Source organism: Leisingera sp. ANG-DT (assembly GCF_000813785.1).
Taxonomy (GTDB): Bacteria; Pseudomonadota; Alphaproteobacteria; order Rhodobacterales; family Rhodobacteraceae; genus Leisingera.
Genome location: NZ_JWLE01000014.1, coordinates 1 through 16,226 on the forward strand (window position 1 = coordinate 1; position 16,226 = coordinate 16,226).

Here is a 16,226-nt window from a genome sequence, read left to right on the forward strand (position 1 = left end):
GAAGCGGATCTGAATGGCCTCAGAACCGGCGGGCATCTGAGTTGCGAGAGTACAGAATGCCAGAACCCTGGCGGGAAAGCCCTGAACCTGCAGACCGCGGAGATTGGGCACAGCATGTTCCTTGACTCAGCTAAAATCCGTGGCGAAGCGGATCTGAATGGCCTTAAAACCAGCGGGCAGCTATACTGCATAGGCGCACAGCTCCAGAACCCCGGTGGAACAGCCCTAGGGCTTCAAAACGCGGAAATAGGCCAAGATTTTTTCTTTCTTGGCCAAGTAGAAGTGCAAGGGGTGATCGACCTTACCACTGCTAGCTGCGGTGACTTGGTGGATGATCCAAAATGCTGGCCGGAAGAACAAAAACTCATCCTCGACGGTTTCTCCTACCGACGTGTTCACAGCTTCACCGATGCCCGCACCCGTCTTGATTGGCTGGCGCGGGCGGATGACTGGAACGGTAAATTCTTCCCCCAGCCCTACAAACAACTCGCCAAGGTGCTGCACGACATGGGGCATGAGGCTGACGCCAAGGCCGTCCGGGTCGCACTCGCACAGAAGCTGGCTGCAGAAGCTCGCAGGCTTCGCCGGGTGGAACCCGATGGCAACTGGGGCCTGCCTGGGCCAGCATCTGGTATGATATCACCCGCCCGGTTTTGTGGCTTATTCATCAGGCACTGGACATCCTCACCAGCCACGGCTTCCGCCCCGAGCGCAGCCTGTTTGCCCTTGTCCTTCTCTGGCTGCTCGCCGCTATCCCGGCTCATCTCGCCTGGACGGAAGGCAGCTTTGCCCCCAACTCCAGCATTATCCTCACGTCTGTGGAATGGGCAGAATACGATACCCGCCATGGCCCTCCAGACGTGGAGAACTCTGCACAGGACTGGAGCGATAACACGGTTGCGGGGCGCGATTGGGAAAGCTTCAATGCCTTAGCCTACGCAGCAGATGTGGTGATCCCCATCATCAATTTCGGCCAGACCGATGCCTGGGCGCCCTCAACCACCCGTGGCCCGGCCGGCGTGTTCCTCTGGTGGGCGCGCTGGCTCTTCACTCTGGCGGGCTGGATCGTCACCGCCCTTGGTGCCGCGGCGCTGACGGGGATCATCCGCCGCGAATGACCCCCGCTCTTTCATCTTTCCCCAAATACTCATGTCCCGCTGCCCGGCAGGCGGCTTTACCGCCGAGAGGGGCAGGCTCCCGCCCCCGGCACCCATCCGCTGCACAGGGGGTGCACAGGGGGTGCACGCATGTCACCCCCTGTTGATCACCCCGCTCTTGCCAAATCCCATCCCGCTTGCGCATATCCAAATCAGCAGCAACAGGAGGGCAGGACATGACCCGGGAAACCATGATCGCCGTGATCGGCGGCTCCGGTATTTATGAGATCGACGGGCTGGAAGGCGCCCAGTGGACCACGGTCGAAACGCCCTGGGGGGCACCTTCGGACCAGATCCTGACCGGCACGCTGGACGGCGTCAAAATGGCCTTCCTGCCCCGCCACGGCCGCGGCCATGTGCATTCCCCCACTGAGGTCCCCTACCGCGCCAACATCGACGCGCTGAAGCGGCTGGGCGTGACCGATGTGTTCTCCGTCTCCGCCTGCGGGTCGTTCCGCGAGGAGATGGCGCCGGGCGATTTTGTTGTTGTGGATCAGTTTATTGACCGCACCTTCGCGCGCGACAAAAGCTTCTTCGGCACCGGCTGCGTCGCCCATGTCAGCGTCGCGCATCCGACCTGCGAACGGCTCTCGGACGCGGCAGAGACGGCAGCGCGTGATGCTGGCGTCAAGGTCCACCGCGGCGGCACATATCTGTGCATGGAGGGGCCGCAGTTCTCCTCAATGGCCGAAAGCAGGATGTACCGCGAGCAATGGGGCTGCGACGTGATCGGCATGACCAATATGCCCGAAGCCAAGCTCGCCCGCGAGGCGGAACTGTGCTACGCCTCCATCGCCATGGTCACCGATTACGACAGCTGGCACCCGGAGCATGGCGCGGTGGAAATCACTGATATCATTGCCACTTTGCAGGGCAACTCCGCCAACGCCCGCGCGCTGGTGCGCCGCCTGCCCGGCCTCTTGGGCAAGGCGCGGCAGGACTGCCCGCACGGCTGCGACAAAGCGCTGGAATACGCCATCATGACCGCCCCGGAGAAACGCGACCCGGCGCTGCTGGCCAAACTGGACGCGGTGGCGGGCCGGGTGCTGGGCTGACGAGCGGACAGCCCGCGCTGCAAAAGCCCTGTGCTGCCAAGGAAGCCCTTGCATGGCCCGGCAGCATCGGCCAAACCCGCTGTGGCCCCGGGCGCGAAACCCGGGGCGCCGCATTCAATTCGCCAAGGGGAGCCGCGCCGATGCCCAAGAAACCCGCCGTCAAGGATTACATCCGCACCATCGTCGATTTCCCGCACGAAGGGATCATGTTCCGCGACGTGACCACGCTGTTTGCCGATCCGCGGGGATTTCGCATGGCCATCGACCAGATGCTGCACCCCTACGCCGGTGAGCAGATCGACAAGGTCGTGGGGCTTGAGGCGCGCGGCTTTATCCTCGGCGGCGCGATTGCCCACCAGCTGGGCACCGGCTTTGTGCCGATCCGCAAGAAGGGCAAACTGCCCGGCACCACCATCAGCCAGGACTACAAGCTGGAATACGGCGAGGCGATTGTGGAGATTCACGACGACGCCATCCAGCCGGGCGAGAAGATCCTGGTGGTCGATGACCTCTTGGCCACCGGCGGCACCGCGGGCGCGGGCATCAAGCTGATCGAACGGCTGGGCGGCGAGATCGTCTCCTGCGCCTTCATCGTCGATCTGCCGGAACTGGGCGGGCGCAAGCTGCTGGAGGACATGGGCATGGACGTGCATGTGCTCTGCGAGTTCGAGGGCCTCTGAACACCCTCAACTAACCGTATCCATGCGTGGCCGGAAGGCTCCCGCCGGTCAGGCGCCTTTCCAGGGAAAGGCTGTTCCCGTTGGGCATGGCCCCTTCAGGCCCCTTGGGCCGGAAGGGGCGCGCCGCGCATCTGCGCGGCGCCGGGCCCAAAGCCGCCAGGCGGTCCGGCACAGCCGGGCAACCGCGGGTGCGGGAGCCCCCCAAAGATACCAGACCAAATCACTCCGCGCGCAGCACCGCACCCGGATTCATGATGCCATTGGGATCCAGCGCCTGTTTGATGGCCCGCATCGCGGCCAGCTTGGCCGGATCGCCATAGCGCTCCAGGTCGCCTGATTTCATCCGCCCCACCCCGTGCTCGGCACTGAAGGAGCCGCCGAAGGCGTGGACCAGATCATGCACCGCTTCTTTCACCGCACCGCGCAAGGCGTCGTACTCCTCCCGCTTGCGGCCCTTGGCCGGGAACACGTTGTAGTGCAGGTTGCCGTCGCCCAGATGGCCAAAGCAATTGATGCGGAAATCGCCAAGCCGGGCCACCGCCGCCCTGCCCCGTTCGATGAAGGCGGGGATCTCCGAAATCGGCACCGAAATGTCATGGCTGGACACCGATCCGATGGCCTTGTTGGCCAGCGGGATATGCTCGCGTACGGCCCACAGCATCTGCCGCTGGCTGTCCGACTGGGCAATCACCCCGTCGCTGGCAAGCCCTGCCGCCTCGGCGGCTTCAAACAGCGCGGCCAAAGTGTCCTCCGCCTCCAGCCCGCGCGGCAGTCCCAGCTCGATCAGCACGCACCACTCCGGCGCCTCGGCAAAGGGCTGGCGGACCTGCGGCAGCGTCTCCGCCAGAAAATCCAGCCCCTGCCGGTGGATCAGCTCAAAGGCGCTGACGCCCTCACCCGCGTGATCCCGGGCCAGGGCCAGCAGATCAATGGCCGCCTGCGGGTCCGTCACGGTGAATACAGCAGTGCCCTGCGACGCCGGGACCGGCGACAGTTTCAAGGCAGCAGCGGTGATCACACCCAAAGAGCCCTCCGCCCCGATCAAGAGGTTCCTGAGGTCATAACCGGTGTTGTCTTTCCTCAGCCGCGACAGCCCGTGCCAGATCTCACCCGAAGGCAGAACTGCCTCGAGCCCCAGGCAGAGGTCGCGGGCATTGCCGTAGCGCAGCACGTTGACGCCGCCCGCATTGGTCGCAAGGTTGCCGCCGATCCGCGCCGAACCTTCTGCCGCCAGTGACAGCGGGAACAGGCGCCCGGCTTCCTGCGCCGCCGCCTGCACGTCCGCCAGAATGGCGCCACCTTCCGCGATAAGGACATTCTCCCGGGCGTGCACCGCCCGGATCGCCGCCATCCGCTCCAGCGAGATCAGCAGCGGCGCCGGTCCCTTCGCCATCACCTGGCCGCCGACCAGCCCGGTGCCGCCGCCATAAGGCACCACCGGCACCCGCGCGGCATTGGCTTCGCGGATCAGGATGGACACTTCCTCCACCGTGCGGGGCAGCGCCAGCAGCCCCGCCTGCCCCTGATACCGGCCGCGCGGCTCTTCCAGATACCGCGGTTCGGCAGCCCGCAAAACGCCCTCTGGCAGCAGGGGTGACAGGCGGGCAGCAAAGGCGGGATCGGCGGGGTTCAGCGTCATGCCCTATCCATGCCGCAAGGCCCCGCAACTGGCAAGGCAGCTCACTCCCCGTCCAGCAGGTACTTGGGCCGCAGCACATGGATGGTCGGACGGCCGGGAAGGCTGCGCAGCGACACAGACAACTCGCTGTTGCCCTCATCCACCACATCGAACTCCGGGCCGATCCGGGACAGGAAACTCTGCAGCGAATAGTCGCTGAACCAATGCATCGGAATGATCACCGAGGACCGCAGCCGCCCCAACACCTCCAGCATCTGATCCAGCGGCAGGGTGATGCCGCCATCCACCGCCGCCATCACCACATCGAGCCGCCCCAGCGCCGCGTATTGCTCTGGTGTCGGCACATGGTGCAGGTGCCCGAGGTGACCGATGCACAGACCCGCGGCCTCAAAGACAAAGATCGAATTGCCGCGCGCCTCCACCCCGCCGAACATGTTGCGGATATCTGTGGGCACATTGCGGATCAGCATCTCGCCGAGGTCCAGATGATGCTCAATGCCGGCACCAAACGGTCCCCAGCCCTCCAGCACATGCGGAATCGCGGGGTCGGGATGGGCGGTCCAATGGGTTTCATGGGCGTGGTTCATGGTGACCACATCCGGGATCATCGGCGCAGCGCCGGTGAAGCCGGTGAAATCAGTGACCACATTCAGCCCGCCCTCGGTGCGCAGCAGGAACGAGGCATGGGCGATGTAGCGGATCTGCACGCTGTCTTCTGCCACCGGGTCCTGCCAGCTGGCCTGCTGCAGGTACTCCAGACCGGGCGTCGCCTCTGCCAGGGCAATGCAATGGCTCTGCCTCCGCTCCTGCGCCTGGAGGGCAGCGGAACACAGAATGAAACACAGGAAAGTGGCAAACGCGCGCATGAGGCAGGTTCTAGGGCGCAAACCGCCATTGTCAGCCCTTACCGCAGAAAATTCGCCCTGCAAGCGCTCCCGCCTGCGCCAGCGGAATTGAAAATTCCGCACCGCCGTTGGGCGTGGCGCCCTGCGGGCGCAGGTCGCGGCACCGTTTGCCCCACGCGCCGCGCCGCACAGCAAGGGCGGCGCCCGGCCCAACGGGAGCGGCGCATCTTCTGATGCGCCTGCGACGGGCGGGAGCACTTGGCTGATAGAATGTCCGGCCTAGGCCTGCCCAGCCAGCGTCTTGCCGCGGCGGTCGTGGCGCAGGGAGGCATAGAGCACATGGGTGCGCCAGCGGCCGTTGATCTGCAGATAGGATTGGGCGACGCCCTCATATTTGAAGCCGGATTTCTCCAGCAGCCCGCGCGACGCCTGGTTTTCCGGCAGGCAGGCGGCCTCGATCCGGCTCAGGTCCAGTTTGGTAAAGGCGTGATGCACCACCGCGCCGATCGCCTCGCGCATGTAGCCCTGCCGGGCAAACGACTGGCCGGTCCAGTAGCCAAGCGTGCCGGCCTGGGCCGGGCCGCGCCGGATATTGTCCAGGGTAATCGCCCCGACCAGCAGGTTGTCGGACCGGCGGATCAGGAACAGCGGCAGCGCGGTGCCGCCGGAAACCGACCGCCGCGCCCAGTAGACCCGGTTGGTAAAGCTCTTGCGGCTGAGGTGGTCCGCCGCCCAGCTGGGTTCCCACGGGGTCAGATAGGGCTGGCTCTGCAGCCTCAGCGCCGCCCAGCCGTGAAAATCCGCATGCACCGGCGGCCTGAGGGTCAGGCGCTCGGTTTCGATACGGACCTTGCGGCGGTTGAGCAGCATCAGGCGGCGCGCCTCTCCTGCAGCCTCTCCAGCGCCGGGGCATCCGCGACCGGGCCATAAAGCGCCAGCGCCGCAGGCGCGGTTACCGCCATGGTCTCCGCCAGCTCGCGCACGTCCTTGGTGGTGACGGCATTGATCCGCTCCACCGTGCGTTCCAGCGACGGCACCTTGCCCCAGATCTGCACCAGCCGCGCCAGCCGTTCTGCCCGGTTCGAGGGGCTTTCCAGCCCCATCAGCATCCCGGCCTTCATCTGGGCGCGGGCGCGCTCCACCTCGGCATCGCTCATGTCATCCGCGGCGCGCTTCATCTCGTCGATGGTGATGCCCGCCAGCTCCGTCAGCTGCTCACCGGAGGTGCCCGCATAGACGGTCATCGAGCCGGTATCGGCATAAGACCCTGCCTGCGAGAAAATCGTGTAGCAGAGGCCGCGTTTTTCGCGCACCTCCTGGAACAGCCGCGAGGACATGCCGCCGCCAAGGGCGCTGGCATAGATCTGCGCGGTGTACATTGACTGGTCGCGGTAGCCGGGGCCTTCAAAGGCCAGCGCGAAATGCGCCTGCTCCAGATCCTTCACCTGCCGCGCCTCGCCGCCGGTGAACTGCGCGCCTTCGGCGGTGAACTCCGGCTTGGCCTCCATATGGCCGAACAGCTGCTCCGCCAGTTTGACCAGCGCATCGTGATCGACACCGCCCGCCGCTGCCAGGATCATTTGGCCGGGGCCGTAGTGTTCGCCGACAAACCCCTGCAGATCCTCGCGGCTGAAGCTGCGCACCCGCTCCGCAGGCCCCAGAATGGTCCGCCCCAGCGGCTGCCCGCGGTAGCTTTCCTCCTGCAGCCAGTCAAAGATCACGTCATCGGGTGTGTCCAGCGACTGGCCGATTTCCTGCAGGATCACCCCGCGCTCAACCTCGATCTCGCGCTGGTCGAACACCGGATTGAGCAGGATATCCCCGATCACGTCCACCGCCAGCGGCACGTCATCCTTCAGCACCCGGGCGTAATAGGCCGTCACCTCGCGCGAGGTGTAGGCGTTGATATAACCGCCCACATCCTCGATCTCCTCTGCGATCTGCAGGGCCGAGCGCCGCTTGGTGCCCTTAAAGGCCATGTGCTCCAGAAAATGGGCAATGCCGTTCTGCTCCAGCCGCTCATGGCGGCCGCCGGCGCTCACCCAGATCCCGACCGCCGCGGATTCCAGACCCGGCATATGCTCGGAGACGATACGGAACCCGTTGGCGAGTGTGTGCTGCTGAACTGTCAATTCGCGATGTTCTTTCTGATGTGATCCTCAAGGGCAGCCAAATCGTTAGCGATCCGGGTGACCCGTTCCGGCCTCTCATACAGGTCTGCCATGCGCGCAGGCAAGGGCGGATGAATGCCGCTGGCTTCTTCCACCGCTGCCGGGAATTTCGCCGGATGCGCAGTGGCCAGCGTGATCATCGGGACATCCGCCTTGCGGTGCTCATTTGCCACTTTCACGGCAACCGCACCATGCGGGCAGATCAGCTCGCCCGAGGACGCCAGCTCGGACTTGATGGTCGCCAGCGTCTCTTCCTCGGAGGTGCGGCCGGAGACGTAATTTTCCGCCAGCGCCTGCATCGCGCCTTGCGACACGTCAAAGCCGCCGTTCTTCAGTTCATCCATCAACAGCGCCACCGCCTTGCTGTCCTGCCCGTAGGCATAGAACAGCGCGCGTTCAAAGTTCGAAGACACCTGAATGTCCATCGACGGCGAGATCGAGGGCTGGGTGTCGCCCTTGTAGTAGCCCTGCCCCGACAGGCAGCGGTGCAGGATGTCGTTCTGGTTGGTGGCCACCACCAGCTGGTCAATGGGCAGGCCCATCTGCTTGGCGATGAAGCCTGCAAAGATGTCGCCGAAATTGCCGGTCGGCACGGTGAAGCTCACCTTGCGCTGCGGCGCGCCGAGGCTCACGGCGGAGGAGAAGTAATAGACCACCTGCGCCAGCACCCGCGCGATGTTGATCGAATTGACGCCCGCCAGTTTCACACCGTCGCGGAAATCAAAGTCGTTGAACATATCCTTGACGCGCGCCTGGCAATCGTCAAAGTCGCCATCGACCGCCAGCGCATGCACATTGGCATCCTGCGGCGTGGTCATCTGGCGGCGCTGCACCTCGGACACGCGGCCATGCGGGTAGAGGATGAACACATCCACATTGTTCAGGCCGCGGAAGGCTTCCATCGCGGCAGAGCCGGTGTCGCCGGAGGTCGCGCCTGCAATGGTCACCCGGTCGCCACGGCGTTCCAGTGCCGCCTGGAACAGCTGGCCGATCAGCTGCATCGCAAAGTCCTTGAACGCCAGCGTGGGGCCGTGGAACAACTCCAGCAGGAAATGGTTCGGCGCCAGCTGCTTCAGCGGTGCCCGGGCAGCGTGTTCAAAGCCCTCGTAGGCGCGGGCGATGATGGCGCGGAATTCCTCATCGGTGAAGCAATCGCCGACGAAGGGCCGCATGACGCGGAACGCGGTTTCCTCATAGGACAGCCCCGCCAGCGCCGTGATGTCGTCCTGGGACATCTGCGGGATTTCCGCCGGCACATACAGGCCGCCGTCACGCGCGAGACCAGTCAGCATCGCATCTTCAAAGGTCAGCTCGGGCGCTTGGCCCCGGGTCGAGATATATTTCATCGCCTTCAGCTCTTTCGGGTTCAGGGGCGGCTGCGCCGCAGGAAGTAGACGGTCATCGCACCCCAGATCAGGGCCAGCGAAAACCAGGTGATCGCATATTGCAAGTGGTTGTTCGGGATGCCCGCAGTTGTCACAGCCTGCGGAGTGACCGCCGCCTCAGGCGCTGTGCTGCGGGCGACAATCAAAACGGGTTCGGTGTTCAGGCGCTCTGCCATATAAGCCACGTCCCGGGAATAGAGGATATTGGTGTCCACTTCCGGCGCGGGCGTCGTCCAGTCGCCCTCATCCGGCCAGAGAAGATTGCCGGTGACGGTTGCCTGCCCGATGCTGAGAGATGTGGTCTTTTCAGCGGCAGGGATGAAGCCCCGGTCCAACAGGACACGCCGGCCATCGGTGGTCACGAATGGAGCAATGACCCGGTAGCCCGTTTCAGCGTCTTTGGTGACCCAGAACACATGCAGCGCATTGCCTTCGATTTCACCCTCGACGGTAACGGCCCGGTAGCGGTCTTGCTCCTTCACCGGGACTTGCGGCAAAGCCGCCGGTGCAGCCGCGATGCTGGCCTCAATCGTCTGAAGCAGGTCTTCCTTCCAGCCCATGCGCTGCAGCTGCCAGGTGCCTAGGCCGATCAGAATCGCCAGGCCCGCGCCGCCGATGATCAACAGGAAGATGACACGCCGCATCCGGGCCGCTCCGCTTCAAAAGACAAGGCGCGCAAGGTGTCCCCTGCGCGCCTTGCTCATTAAGGTCTGTCCGCGGTTTTTGGAACCGCAAACATGTAACCATTACAAACCGGAGGTGCCCCAGATGTAGACGGCCACGAACAGGAACAGCCAGACAACGTCCACGAAGTGCCAGTACCAGGCAGCCGCCTCAAAGCCGACGTGCTGCTCGGGGGTGAAATCACCCTTCATCGCGCGGATCAGGCAGACGGTCAGGAAGATGGTGCCGATGATCACGTGGAAACCGTGGAAACCGGTTGCCATGAAGAAGTTCGAGTAAAACTCGTCTTCGCCGAACTTCCAGCCTTCATGCAGCAGGTGGGCGTATTCATAGCCCTGCAGCGCGGTGAAAGCGATGCCGAAGGCGATACCGATCGCCAGGCCCTGGATCAGCGCCTTGCGGTCGTTGTTGTGCACCAGCGCATGGTGCGCCCAGGTCACGGCACAGCCGGACAGCAGCAGGATCAGGGTGTTGATCAGCGGCAGGTGGAACGGGTCGACCGGATAGATCGCCGGGGCCACATATTCAGTGCCGACATAGGTCTCCATCGGGTACATGGCGTGTTTGAAGAACGACCAGAACCAGGCGAAGAAGAACATCACCTCGGACATCACAAACAGGATGAATCCATAGCGCAGGCCGATGCGGACGACGGGTGTGTGGTCGCCGCCCTTGCTCTCGGCAACAACTTCCGCCCACCAGGCATAGGCCGAGTAGAGAACAGCAACAAAGCCGATCCAGAACGCCCAGGCGGTGATGCCCTTCATCCAGAACACTGCGCCAACCAGCATGACAAAGGTGCCCACTGCGGCAGCCAGCGGCCAGATCGACGGCGGCAGAATGTGATAATCGTGATTTTTAGCATGCGCCATTTAAGTGTCCCTCACCTAGCGGCCTAGTTCGTGGTTGTGCCTGCCCCGGTGTTACCCCCGGTGTCGAGAGCGGCAACGCCCTCGGGCAGATCGATTTCATGGAACGTGTACGACAGCGTGATCGTATGCACGTATTTTGCGTCCCGGTCGTCAATGATTTCCGGGTCAACATAGAAGGTCACGGGCATCTGAACCCGCTCCCCCGGCTGAAGCACCTGCTCGGTAAAGCAGAAGCAGTCGATTTTCTCAAAGAACCCGCCAGCCTGATAAGGCGCCACGTTGTAGGACGCCTGCCCTGCCACGGGGCGGTCGGTCGGGTTATAGGCCTCGTAAAAGGCCAGGCCGGTTTCGCCCAGCTTGATCTCCATCTCGCGCTGCACCGGCTTGAATTCCCACGGCATGCCGCGTTCCTTGGAGCCGTCAAAGCGGACCTTGATGGTCTGGTCCAGAACCGTGTCCGATCCCGCGCTGGCCACGCCGGTGACGCCGCCAAAGCCGGTGACGCGGCAGAACCAGTCATAAAACGGCACCGACGCCCAGGACAGCCCGCCCATCAGGACGACAACGCCGACCAGCTGGACAACAGTCTTTTGGGGCCCCTGCAGCGCCATCAGTTCTGCTCCCCCTGTTCACCAGAAGACTGCGCATCGGGGAACTTGAAGCTGGCCGAGGTCACCTTGACCATGGTCAGCGCCATGATCAGCACCACAAAGGCCGCCAGCAGAATGCCGACACCCTTGTTCAGGCCGGACCGGCGCTTGTGGATCTCATGTTCCTTGCGCAGGGCCATCTTACCAGCCCCCCAAGCCATAGGGCTTCAGCAGGGCCTCGGCCAGGATGGCGCCGAAATGCAGGAACAGATACAGCAGCGACAGCTTGAAGAAGCTGCGCTCCACCTTGAAATTGTCACCCTCGGAATCGTCCTCGTCGCGGCGGGTGATCTTCCAGGCGCCATGCAGGAACAGCGCGTTCATCACCAGCGCGGCGGCCAGATAGACCGGCCCGCCAATGCCGGAGAACGCGGTGCCAACAGCCAGCACGGCCAGCAGCACGGTATAGGCCAGAATGTGAATGCGGGTAGAGCGGCGGCCGTGGGTCACGGTCAGCATCGGCACGCCCGCATCGTCATAGTCGGAGCGCATGAACAGCGCCAGCGCCCAGAAATGCGGCGGCGTCCACATGAAGGTCAGCAGAAACATCAGCCAGGGCTCAACCGACATGGTGCCGGTGGCCGCGATCCAGCCGATAACCGGCGGAAAGGCCCCGGCAGCACCGCCGATGACGATGTTCTGCGGCGTCGCCCGCTTCAGCCACATGGTGTAGACCACCACGTAAAAGAAGATGGTGAAGGCCAGGAACGCACCGGCAAAGACATTGGCGGCCAGCGCCAGCATGATCACCGACAGGCCCGACAGCGCCAGGCCGAACGCCAGCGCCTCGCCGGCCTCAACCTTGCCCGCCGGGATCGGGCGCGACTTGGTGCGCTTCATCACCTTGTCGATATCTGCGTCCCACCACATGTTCAGCGCGCCGGAGGCACCGCCGCCGATGGCAATGAACAGGATCGCGCAGAAGCCGACAACGGGATGCACGGAAACCGGCGCAGCCAGCAGGCCGACCAGAGCGGTGAACACCACCAGCGACATGACACGGGGCTTCAGCAGGGCGAAATAATCGCCAAAGCTGGCCTCGTCCTCATATGCCCGGCTTGCGTTGATGCTTGCGTCGCTCATCTTGGGTCCTTTGGCGGCAACGGGTGCGCAAGCTTGCGCACCCAGATCTTGTCACTGTACCACACGGCGCCCCTGCAGGCCCCATGCGGCCAGGCTATCAGTTGGAAGCGACCTGGTAGGCCTGCGGGATGCCCGCGAATTCTTCCTTGGCGCCTTCCAGCCAGGCGTCATATTCTGCCTGGGTCACCACTTTGACGGTGATCGGCATATAGGCGTGGTCCTTGCCGCACAGCTCAGAGCACTGGCCGAAGTAGATGCCTTCCTTGCCTTCTTCGACCTTGAACCACAGCTGTGCCAGACGGCCGGGAACCGCGTCCTGCTTCACGCCGAAGGCCGGGATGGTCCAGGAGTGGATCACGTCAGCGCCGGTCACGTTCATCACGATGGTCTTGCCCGACGGCACCACAACGGCGGTGTCGGTGGCCAGCAGGTACTCATCCTCGGCATAGCCGTTTGCGGCCAGGTCTTCTTTCGGCAGCATGAAGCTTTCAAAGCCGAACTCGTGGTCGGAATACTCATAGCCCCAGTACCACTGGTAGCCGGTCACCTTGATGTTGATGTCGCCTTCCGGGATTTCCTGCTGCGCAAACAGCTGCGGCAGCGAGAAGGAGCCGATGAACACCAGCACCAGGATCGGGATCACGGTCCAGGCGATCTCGATCGGGGTGTAGTGGCTGAACTTGGCCGGGGTCGGGTTGGCGCGCTTGTTGAACCGGACGATCGCCCACAGCAGCAGCGCAGCAACGAAAATGCAGATCACGGTGATGATCACCAGGATCATCCAGTCCAGCTTGTGGATCCCTTCCATCAGCGAGGTCGCCGCCGGCTGGAAGTTCAGGCCGCCGTCCACCGGCTTACCAATGGTTTTCAGGCCTTCTTGCGCCATTGCTGGAAGGCTCGAAAGGCCGGCGAAAAGGCCCGAAAGCATCAAAGCGTTTTTCATGTTCTGTCCTGATCGGTTGATCGTATTGTTCCTGCGGCAGCACGAAATGCACGGGAATCAATGATTCCGCAAAACGCACCTGCCCCGTTGTCTTTGATGCAGCTTAAAACCATATTCGGGCGTACAGATAAAGAGGCAGCCAAGCGTCAAACCGTCGCTTTCTTGATTTAGATCAAAAAATCTGAGGACCGTGCCATGGAAAACCCATCCTTCCGACCCTTCGAAACCGCGCTTCCGGAGGATGAGGCGCTGGCCACCCTGCGTGATGCCCTGAACGGTGCCGAGGACGGCGAGATCTTTGCCGAACGCCGCAAGTCGGAGGCGCTGTCCTTTGATGACGGGCGGCTGCGCAGCGCCAGCTACGATGCCTCCGAAGGCTTTGGTTTGCGGGCCGTGAACGGCGATGTGGCTGGATATGCCCATTCCACCGACGTCTCCATCGCCTCGCTGCGGCGGGCGGCGGAAACCGCCAAGCTGGCGGTTGGCACCGGCGGCGGCACCTATGCGGACGCGCCGCTGGCCACCAACAAGAAGCTTTATACCGACGCCGACCCGATCAGCGCCATGCCCTTCCCGGTCAAGGTGGAGACGCTGCGCGAGATCGACGATTACGCCCGCAATCTCGACAAACGCGTGGTGCAGGTGTCCGCGTCATTGGCCGCCTCCCTGCAAGAGGTGGAGATCCTGCGCGCCGACGGGGTGCGCGTGCGCGACACCCGCCCGATGGCGCGCCTGAATGTCTCCGTCATCGTCGAAAAGGACGGCCGCCGCGAGAGCGGCTCCGCCGGCGGCGGCGGGCGGCTGGGCCTGGACGGGCTGGTCGATCCCGCGCACTGGCAGGCTCAAGTGCAAGAGGCGCTGCGCATCGCCCTGGTTAACCTGGATGCAGTCCCTGCCCCAGCGGGGGAAATGGACGTGGTGCTTGGCCCCGGCTGGCCCGGCATCCTGCTGCACGAGGCAATCGGCCACGGGCTGGAGGGCGATTTCAACCGCAAAGGCTCCTCAGCCTTTGCCGGGCTGATGGGTCAGCAGATCGCCGCCAAGGGCGTCACGGTGCTGGATGACGGCACCATCCCCGACCGGCGCGGCTCCATCACCGTGGATGATGAGGGCACCCCCAGCCAGAAGACCACGCTGATCGAGGACGGGGTTCTGGTCGGCTTCATGCAGGACCGCCAGAACGCGCGGCTGATGGGGGTCTCCCCCACCGGCAACGGGCGGCGGCAAAGCTATGCCCATGCACCGATGCCGCGGATGACCAATACCTACATGCTGGGCGGAGAGACTGCCCCCGACGACCTGGTGGCGGGCATCAAGAACGGCATCTGGGCGGTGGGCTTTGGCGGCGGCCAGGTCGATATCACCAACGGCAAGTTCGTGTTTTCCTGCACCGAGGCCTACCGCGTGAAGGACGGCAAGGTCGGTGAACCGGTTAAGGGCGCCACCCTGATCGGCGACGGCGCCACCGCGCTCAAACAGATTCGCGGCCTTGGAAATGACATGGCGCTGGACCCCGGCATGGGCAACTGCGGCAAGGCCGGCCAATGGGTGCCGGTCGGCGTCGGCCAGCCGTCGGTGCTGATGGGCGGGCTGACAGTTGGCGGCTCTGCTGCGTAAATTCGCGGCAAAACCATATGCTTGCCGCAAAATCCGGGGCCTGGCTGTACAGCCAGCCGGGCCAAAACGCTGCAAGCACAATCGCACAACCCTTGCTTGCATGTGAATTTCTTAAGCAGTTTTCACAACTTAGCAAAAATTTTCAGGGCATTGCCAAAATCTTTCCAGCCGTTCACCACCTGTTAACCCCCTCAAGGTTAATTCTTGTCCTGCAAACAGGCGGAGCTGCGGATGACCGAAGAAACACTTTCTTCCACTCACCCCCCACTCCCACCCACCACGGAAGATAACCGGTATTCATGGCTTCGCCTTTTGCGCTCCAAACGGGTTGGCCCGGTGACCTTTCACCGGCTGCTCGCAGAATATGGTTCAGCGCAGAACGCGCTGGATGCGCTGCCCGAAGTGGCACGCTCCGCAGGCATCAAAGGGTATGAAACATGCCCTGCCAAGGCGGTGGACAAGGAACTCAAGACCGCAAAAGCCGCCAAAGCGCGGCTTTTGTGCTTTTCGGACCCCGAATATCCAGCCCTGCTCAAAGGCATCAAAGATGCCCCGCCACTGCTGTGGGCCATCGGCGATCTGTCGGTGCTGGACCGCCCGATGATCTCGATGGTCGGCGCCCGCAATGCTTCCTCGCTGGGGGTCCGCATGGCCCGGTCGCTGGCCCACTCCCTTGGTGAGGCCGGATACGCAGTGGTCTCCGGCATGGCCCGCGGCATTGACACGGCGGCGCATCAGGCTGCCCTGAAAACCGGCACCATCGCCGTGCTGGCAGGCGGGGCGGACGTGATCTACCCGGCGGAAAACGCCAAACTTGCGGCTGACATCACTGAGACCGGGCTGCGGCTGTCAGAGCAGCCCATGGGCCTCACACCGCAGGCCCGCGATTTCCCCAAACGCAACCGGATCATTGCCGCCATGTCCCGCGCGGTGGTGGTGGTGGAGGCAGCTGCCAAATCCGGCAGCCTGATCACTGCCCGCGATGCCCTCGACTATGGCCGCGAGGTTCTGGCGGTGCCCGGCCACCCGTTTGATGCGCGCAGTTCCGGCTGCAACCGGCTGATCCGCGACGGCGCCACCCTGGTCCGCGACGCAAGCGACGTGCTGGAGGCGCTGCCGCCACAAGAGTTGCCTGCCGTGCCTGCATCCGCACCGCAAGACCTTCAACAGGCGCTTGCCGCCCTGCCGCCGCCCCCGCCGCAGCGGCGCAGCCTGGCGGAAACTCACGCCCTGCATCAGCAGATCCTCGGCAGTCTCGGCCCCTCCCCCACATCCGAGACGCAGCTGATCCGCGACCTGTCCCTGCCGCCGCAGGATCTGGCCCCCGCGTTGACGGACCTGGAACTGGACGGCGCGATCCGCCGCGAACCCGGCGGCCTGCTGTCCCGGGCCTACCCTGAAGACGACGATTAATCCCCTGTCTCTGAAACGGCGGCAAAGCGGCA

General features: G+C 63.8%; 17 protein-coding genes. 5 read left to right on the forward strand and 12 right to left on the reverse strand.

Translation table 11 applies throughout. The features are described from left to right. Nucleotides 1–225: 225 nt before the first annotated feature. Complete coding sequence (locus RA21_RS14455) at nt 226–516, reverse strand: hypothetical protein (RefSeq protein WP_039150090.1); 291 nt, start codon at nt 514–516, stop codon at nt 226–228. A 137-nt stretch (nt 517–653) separates the two neighbouring features. Between RA21_RS14455 and RA21_RS14460 the strand changes: the two genes are divergently transcribed. The 3 genes from RA21_RS14460 (at nt 654) to RA21_RS14470 (ending at nt 2,892) form a co-directional block, all read left to right on the forward strand. After that, complete coding sequence (locus RA21_RS14460; RefSeq protein WP_039150091.1) at nt 654–1,118, forward strand: hypothetical protein; 465 nt, start codon at nt 654–656, stop codon at nt 1,116–1,118. A gap of 215 nt (nt 1,119–1,333) precedes the next feature. Next, nucleotides 1,334–2,212: an S-methyl-5'-thioadenosine phosphorylase gene (locus RA21_RS14465; protein ID WP_039150094.1), complete on the forward strand. Its 879-nt coding sequence runs from the start codon at nt 1,334–1,336 to the stop codon at nt 2,210–2,212. Nucleotides 2,213–2,352: 140 nt separating this feature from the next. Further along, nucleotides 2,353–2,892: an adenine phosphoribosyltransferase gene (locus tag RA21_RS14470; RefSeq protein ID WP_019298359.1), complete on the forward strand. Its 540-nt coding sequence runs from the start codon at nt 2,353–2,355 to the stop codon at nt 2,890–2,892. 220 nt (nt 2,893–3,112) lie between these two features. On the opposite strand, the gene RA21_RS14475 is transcribed toward RA21_RS14470, so the two are convergent. From RA21_RS14475 to coxB, 11 genes are all read right to left on the reverse strand, one after another. Next, nucleotides 3,113–4,531, reverse strand: coding sequence for an FAD-binding oxidoreductase (locus tag RA21_RS14475; protein WP_039150096.1), 1,419 nt, complete (start codon nt 4,529–4,531; stop codon nt 3,113–3,115). 41 nt (nt 4,532–4,572) lie between these two features. After that, nucleotides 4,573–5,397 (reverse strand): MBL fold metallo-hydrolase, encoded by an 825-nt coding sequence (locus RA21_RS14480; RefSeq protein ID WP_039150098.1) that lies wholly within the window; start codon nt 5,395–5,397, stop codon nt 4,573–4,575. Between the two features lie 258 nt (nt 5,398–5,655). Beyond that, nucleotides 5,656–6,246 carry a GNAT family N-acetyltransferase gene (locus tag RA21_RS14485; RefSeq protein WP_019298356.1) on the reverse strand — a complete coding sequence of 197 codons (591 nt, stop codon included), beginning with the start codon at nt 6,244–6,246 and terminating at the stop codon, nt 5,656–5,658. Continuing rightward, the gene (locus tag RA21_RS14490) at nt 6,246–7,508 is read right to left on the reverse strand and encodes a M16 family metallopeptidase (protein ID WP_019298355.1); all 1,263 of its coding nucleotides are present in this window, start codon (nt 7,506–7,508) and stop codon (nt 6,246–6,248) included. The genes RA21_RS14485 and RA21_RS14490 overlap by 1 nt, the downstream gene beginning before the upstream one ends. Then, complete coding sequence (gene thrC, locus RA21_RS14495) at nt 7,505–8,893, reverse strand: threonine synthase (RefSeq protein WP_039150101.1); 1,389 nt, start codon at nt 8,891–8,893, stop codon at nt 7,505–7,507. Before thrC ends, RA21_RS14490 begins: the two co-directional genes overlap by 4 nt. A gap of 20 nt (nt 8,894–8,913) precedes the next feature. Then, a complete protein-coding gene (locus RA21_RS14500) occupies nt 8,914–9,576 on the reverse strand; it encodes an SURF1 family protein (protein ID WP_039150103.1) in 663 nt (220 codons plus the stop codon). A gap of 102 nt (nt 9,577–9,678) precedes the next feature. Beyond that, nucleotides 9,679–10,488 (reverse strand): cytochrome c oxidase subunit 3, encoded by an 810-nt coding sequence (locus RA21_RS14505; RefSeq protein ID WP_039150106.1) that lies wholly within the window; start codon nt 10,486–10,488, stop codon nt 9,679–9,681. A gap of 23 nt (nt 10,489–10,511) precedes the next feature. Further along, nucleotides 10,512–11,099, reverse strand: a complete 588-nt coding sequence (locus RA21_RS14510) for a cytochrome c oxidase assembly protein (RefSeq protein ID WP_039150109.1) — start codon at nt 11,097–11,099, stop codon at nt 10,512–10,514. Beyond that, nucleotides 11,099–11,278, reverse strand: coding sequence for a hypothetical protein (locus RA21_RS14515; RefSeq protein WP_019298350.1), 180 nt, complete (start codon nt 11,276–11,278; stop codon nt 11,099–11,101). Before RA21_RS14515 ends, RA21_RS14510 begins: the two co-directional genes overlap by 1 nt. Before the next feature lies 1 nt (nt 11,279). Then, the gene (cyoE, locus tag RA21_RS14520; RefSeq protein ID WP_039150110.1) at nt 11,280–12,221 is read right to left on the reverse strand and encodes a heme o synthase; all 942 of its coding nucleotides are present in this window, start codon (nt 12,219–12,221) and stop codon (nt 11,280–11,282) included. 97 nt (nt 12,222–12,318) lie between these two features. Next, nucleotides 12,319–13,164 carry a cytochrome c oxidase subunit II gene (gene coxB / locus RA21_RS14525; RefSeq protein WP_019298348.1) on the reverse strand — a complete coding sequence of 282 codons (846 nt, stop codon included), beginning with the start codon at nt 13,162–13,164 and terminating at the stop codon, nt 12,319–12,321. A gap of 195 nt (nt 13,165–13,359) precedes the next feature. Here coxB and tldD point away from each other — a divergent pair, with 195 nt between their 5' ends. Together tldD and dprA are read left to right on the forward strand one after the other, a co-directional pair. Then, nucleotides 13,360–14,781 (forward strand): metalloprotease TldD, encoded by a 1,422-nt coding sequence (gene tldD, locus RA21_RS14530; protein ID WP_039150112.1) that lies wholly within the window; start codon nt 13,360–13,362, stop codon nt 14,779–14,781. 231 nt (nt 14,782–15,012) lie between these two features. Beyond that, complete coding sequence (gene dprA / locus RA21_RS14535; protein WP_039150115.1) at nt 15,013–16,194, forward strand: DNA-processing protein DprA; 1,182 nt, start codon at nt 15,013–15,015, stop codon at nt 16,192–16,194. Nucleotides 16,195–16,226 lie beyond the last annotated feature (32 nt).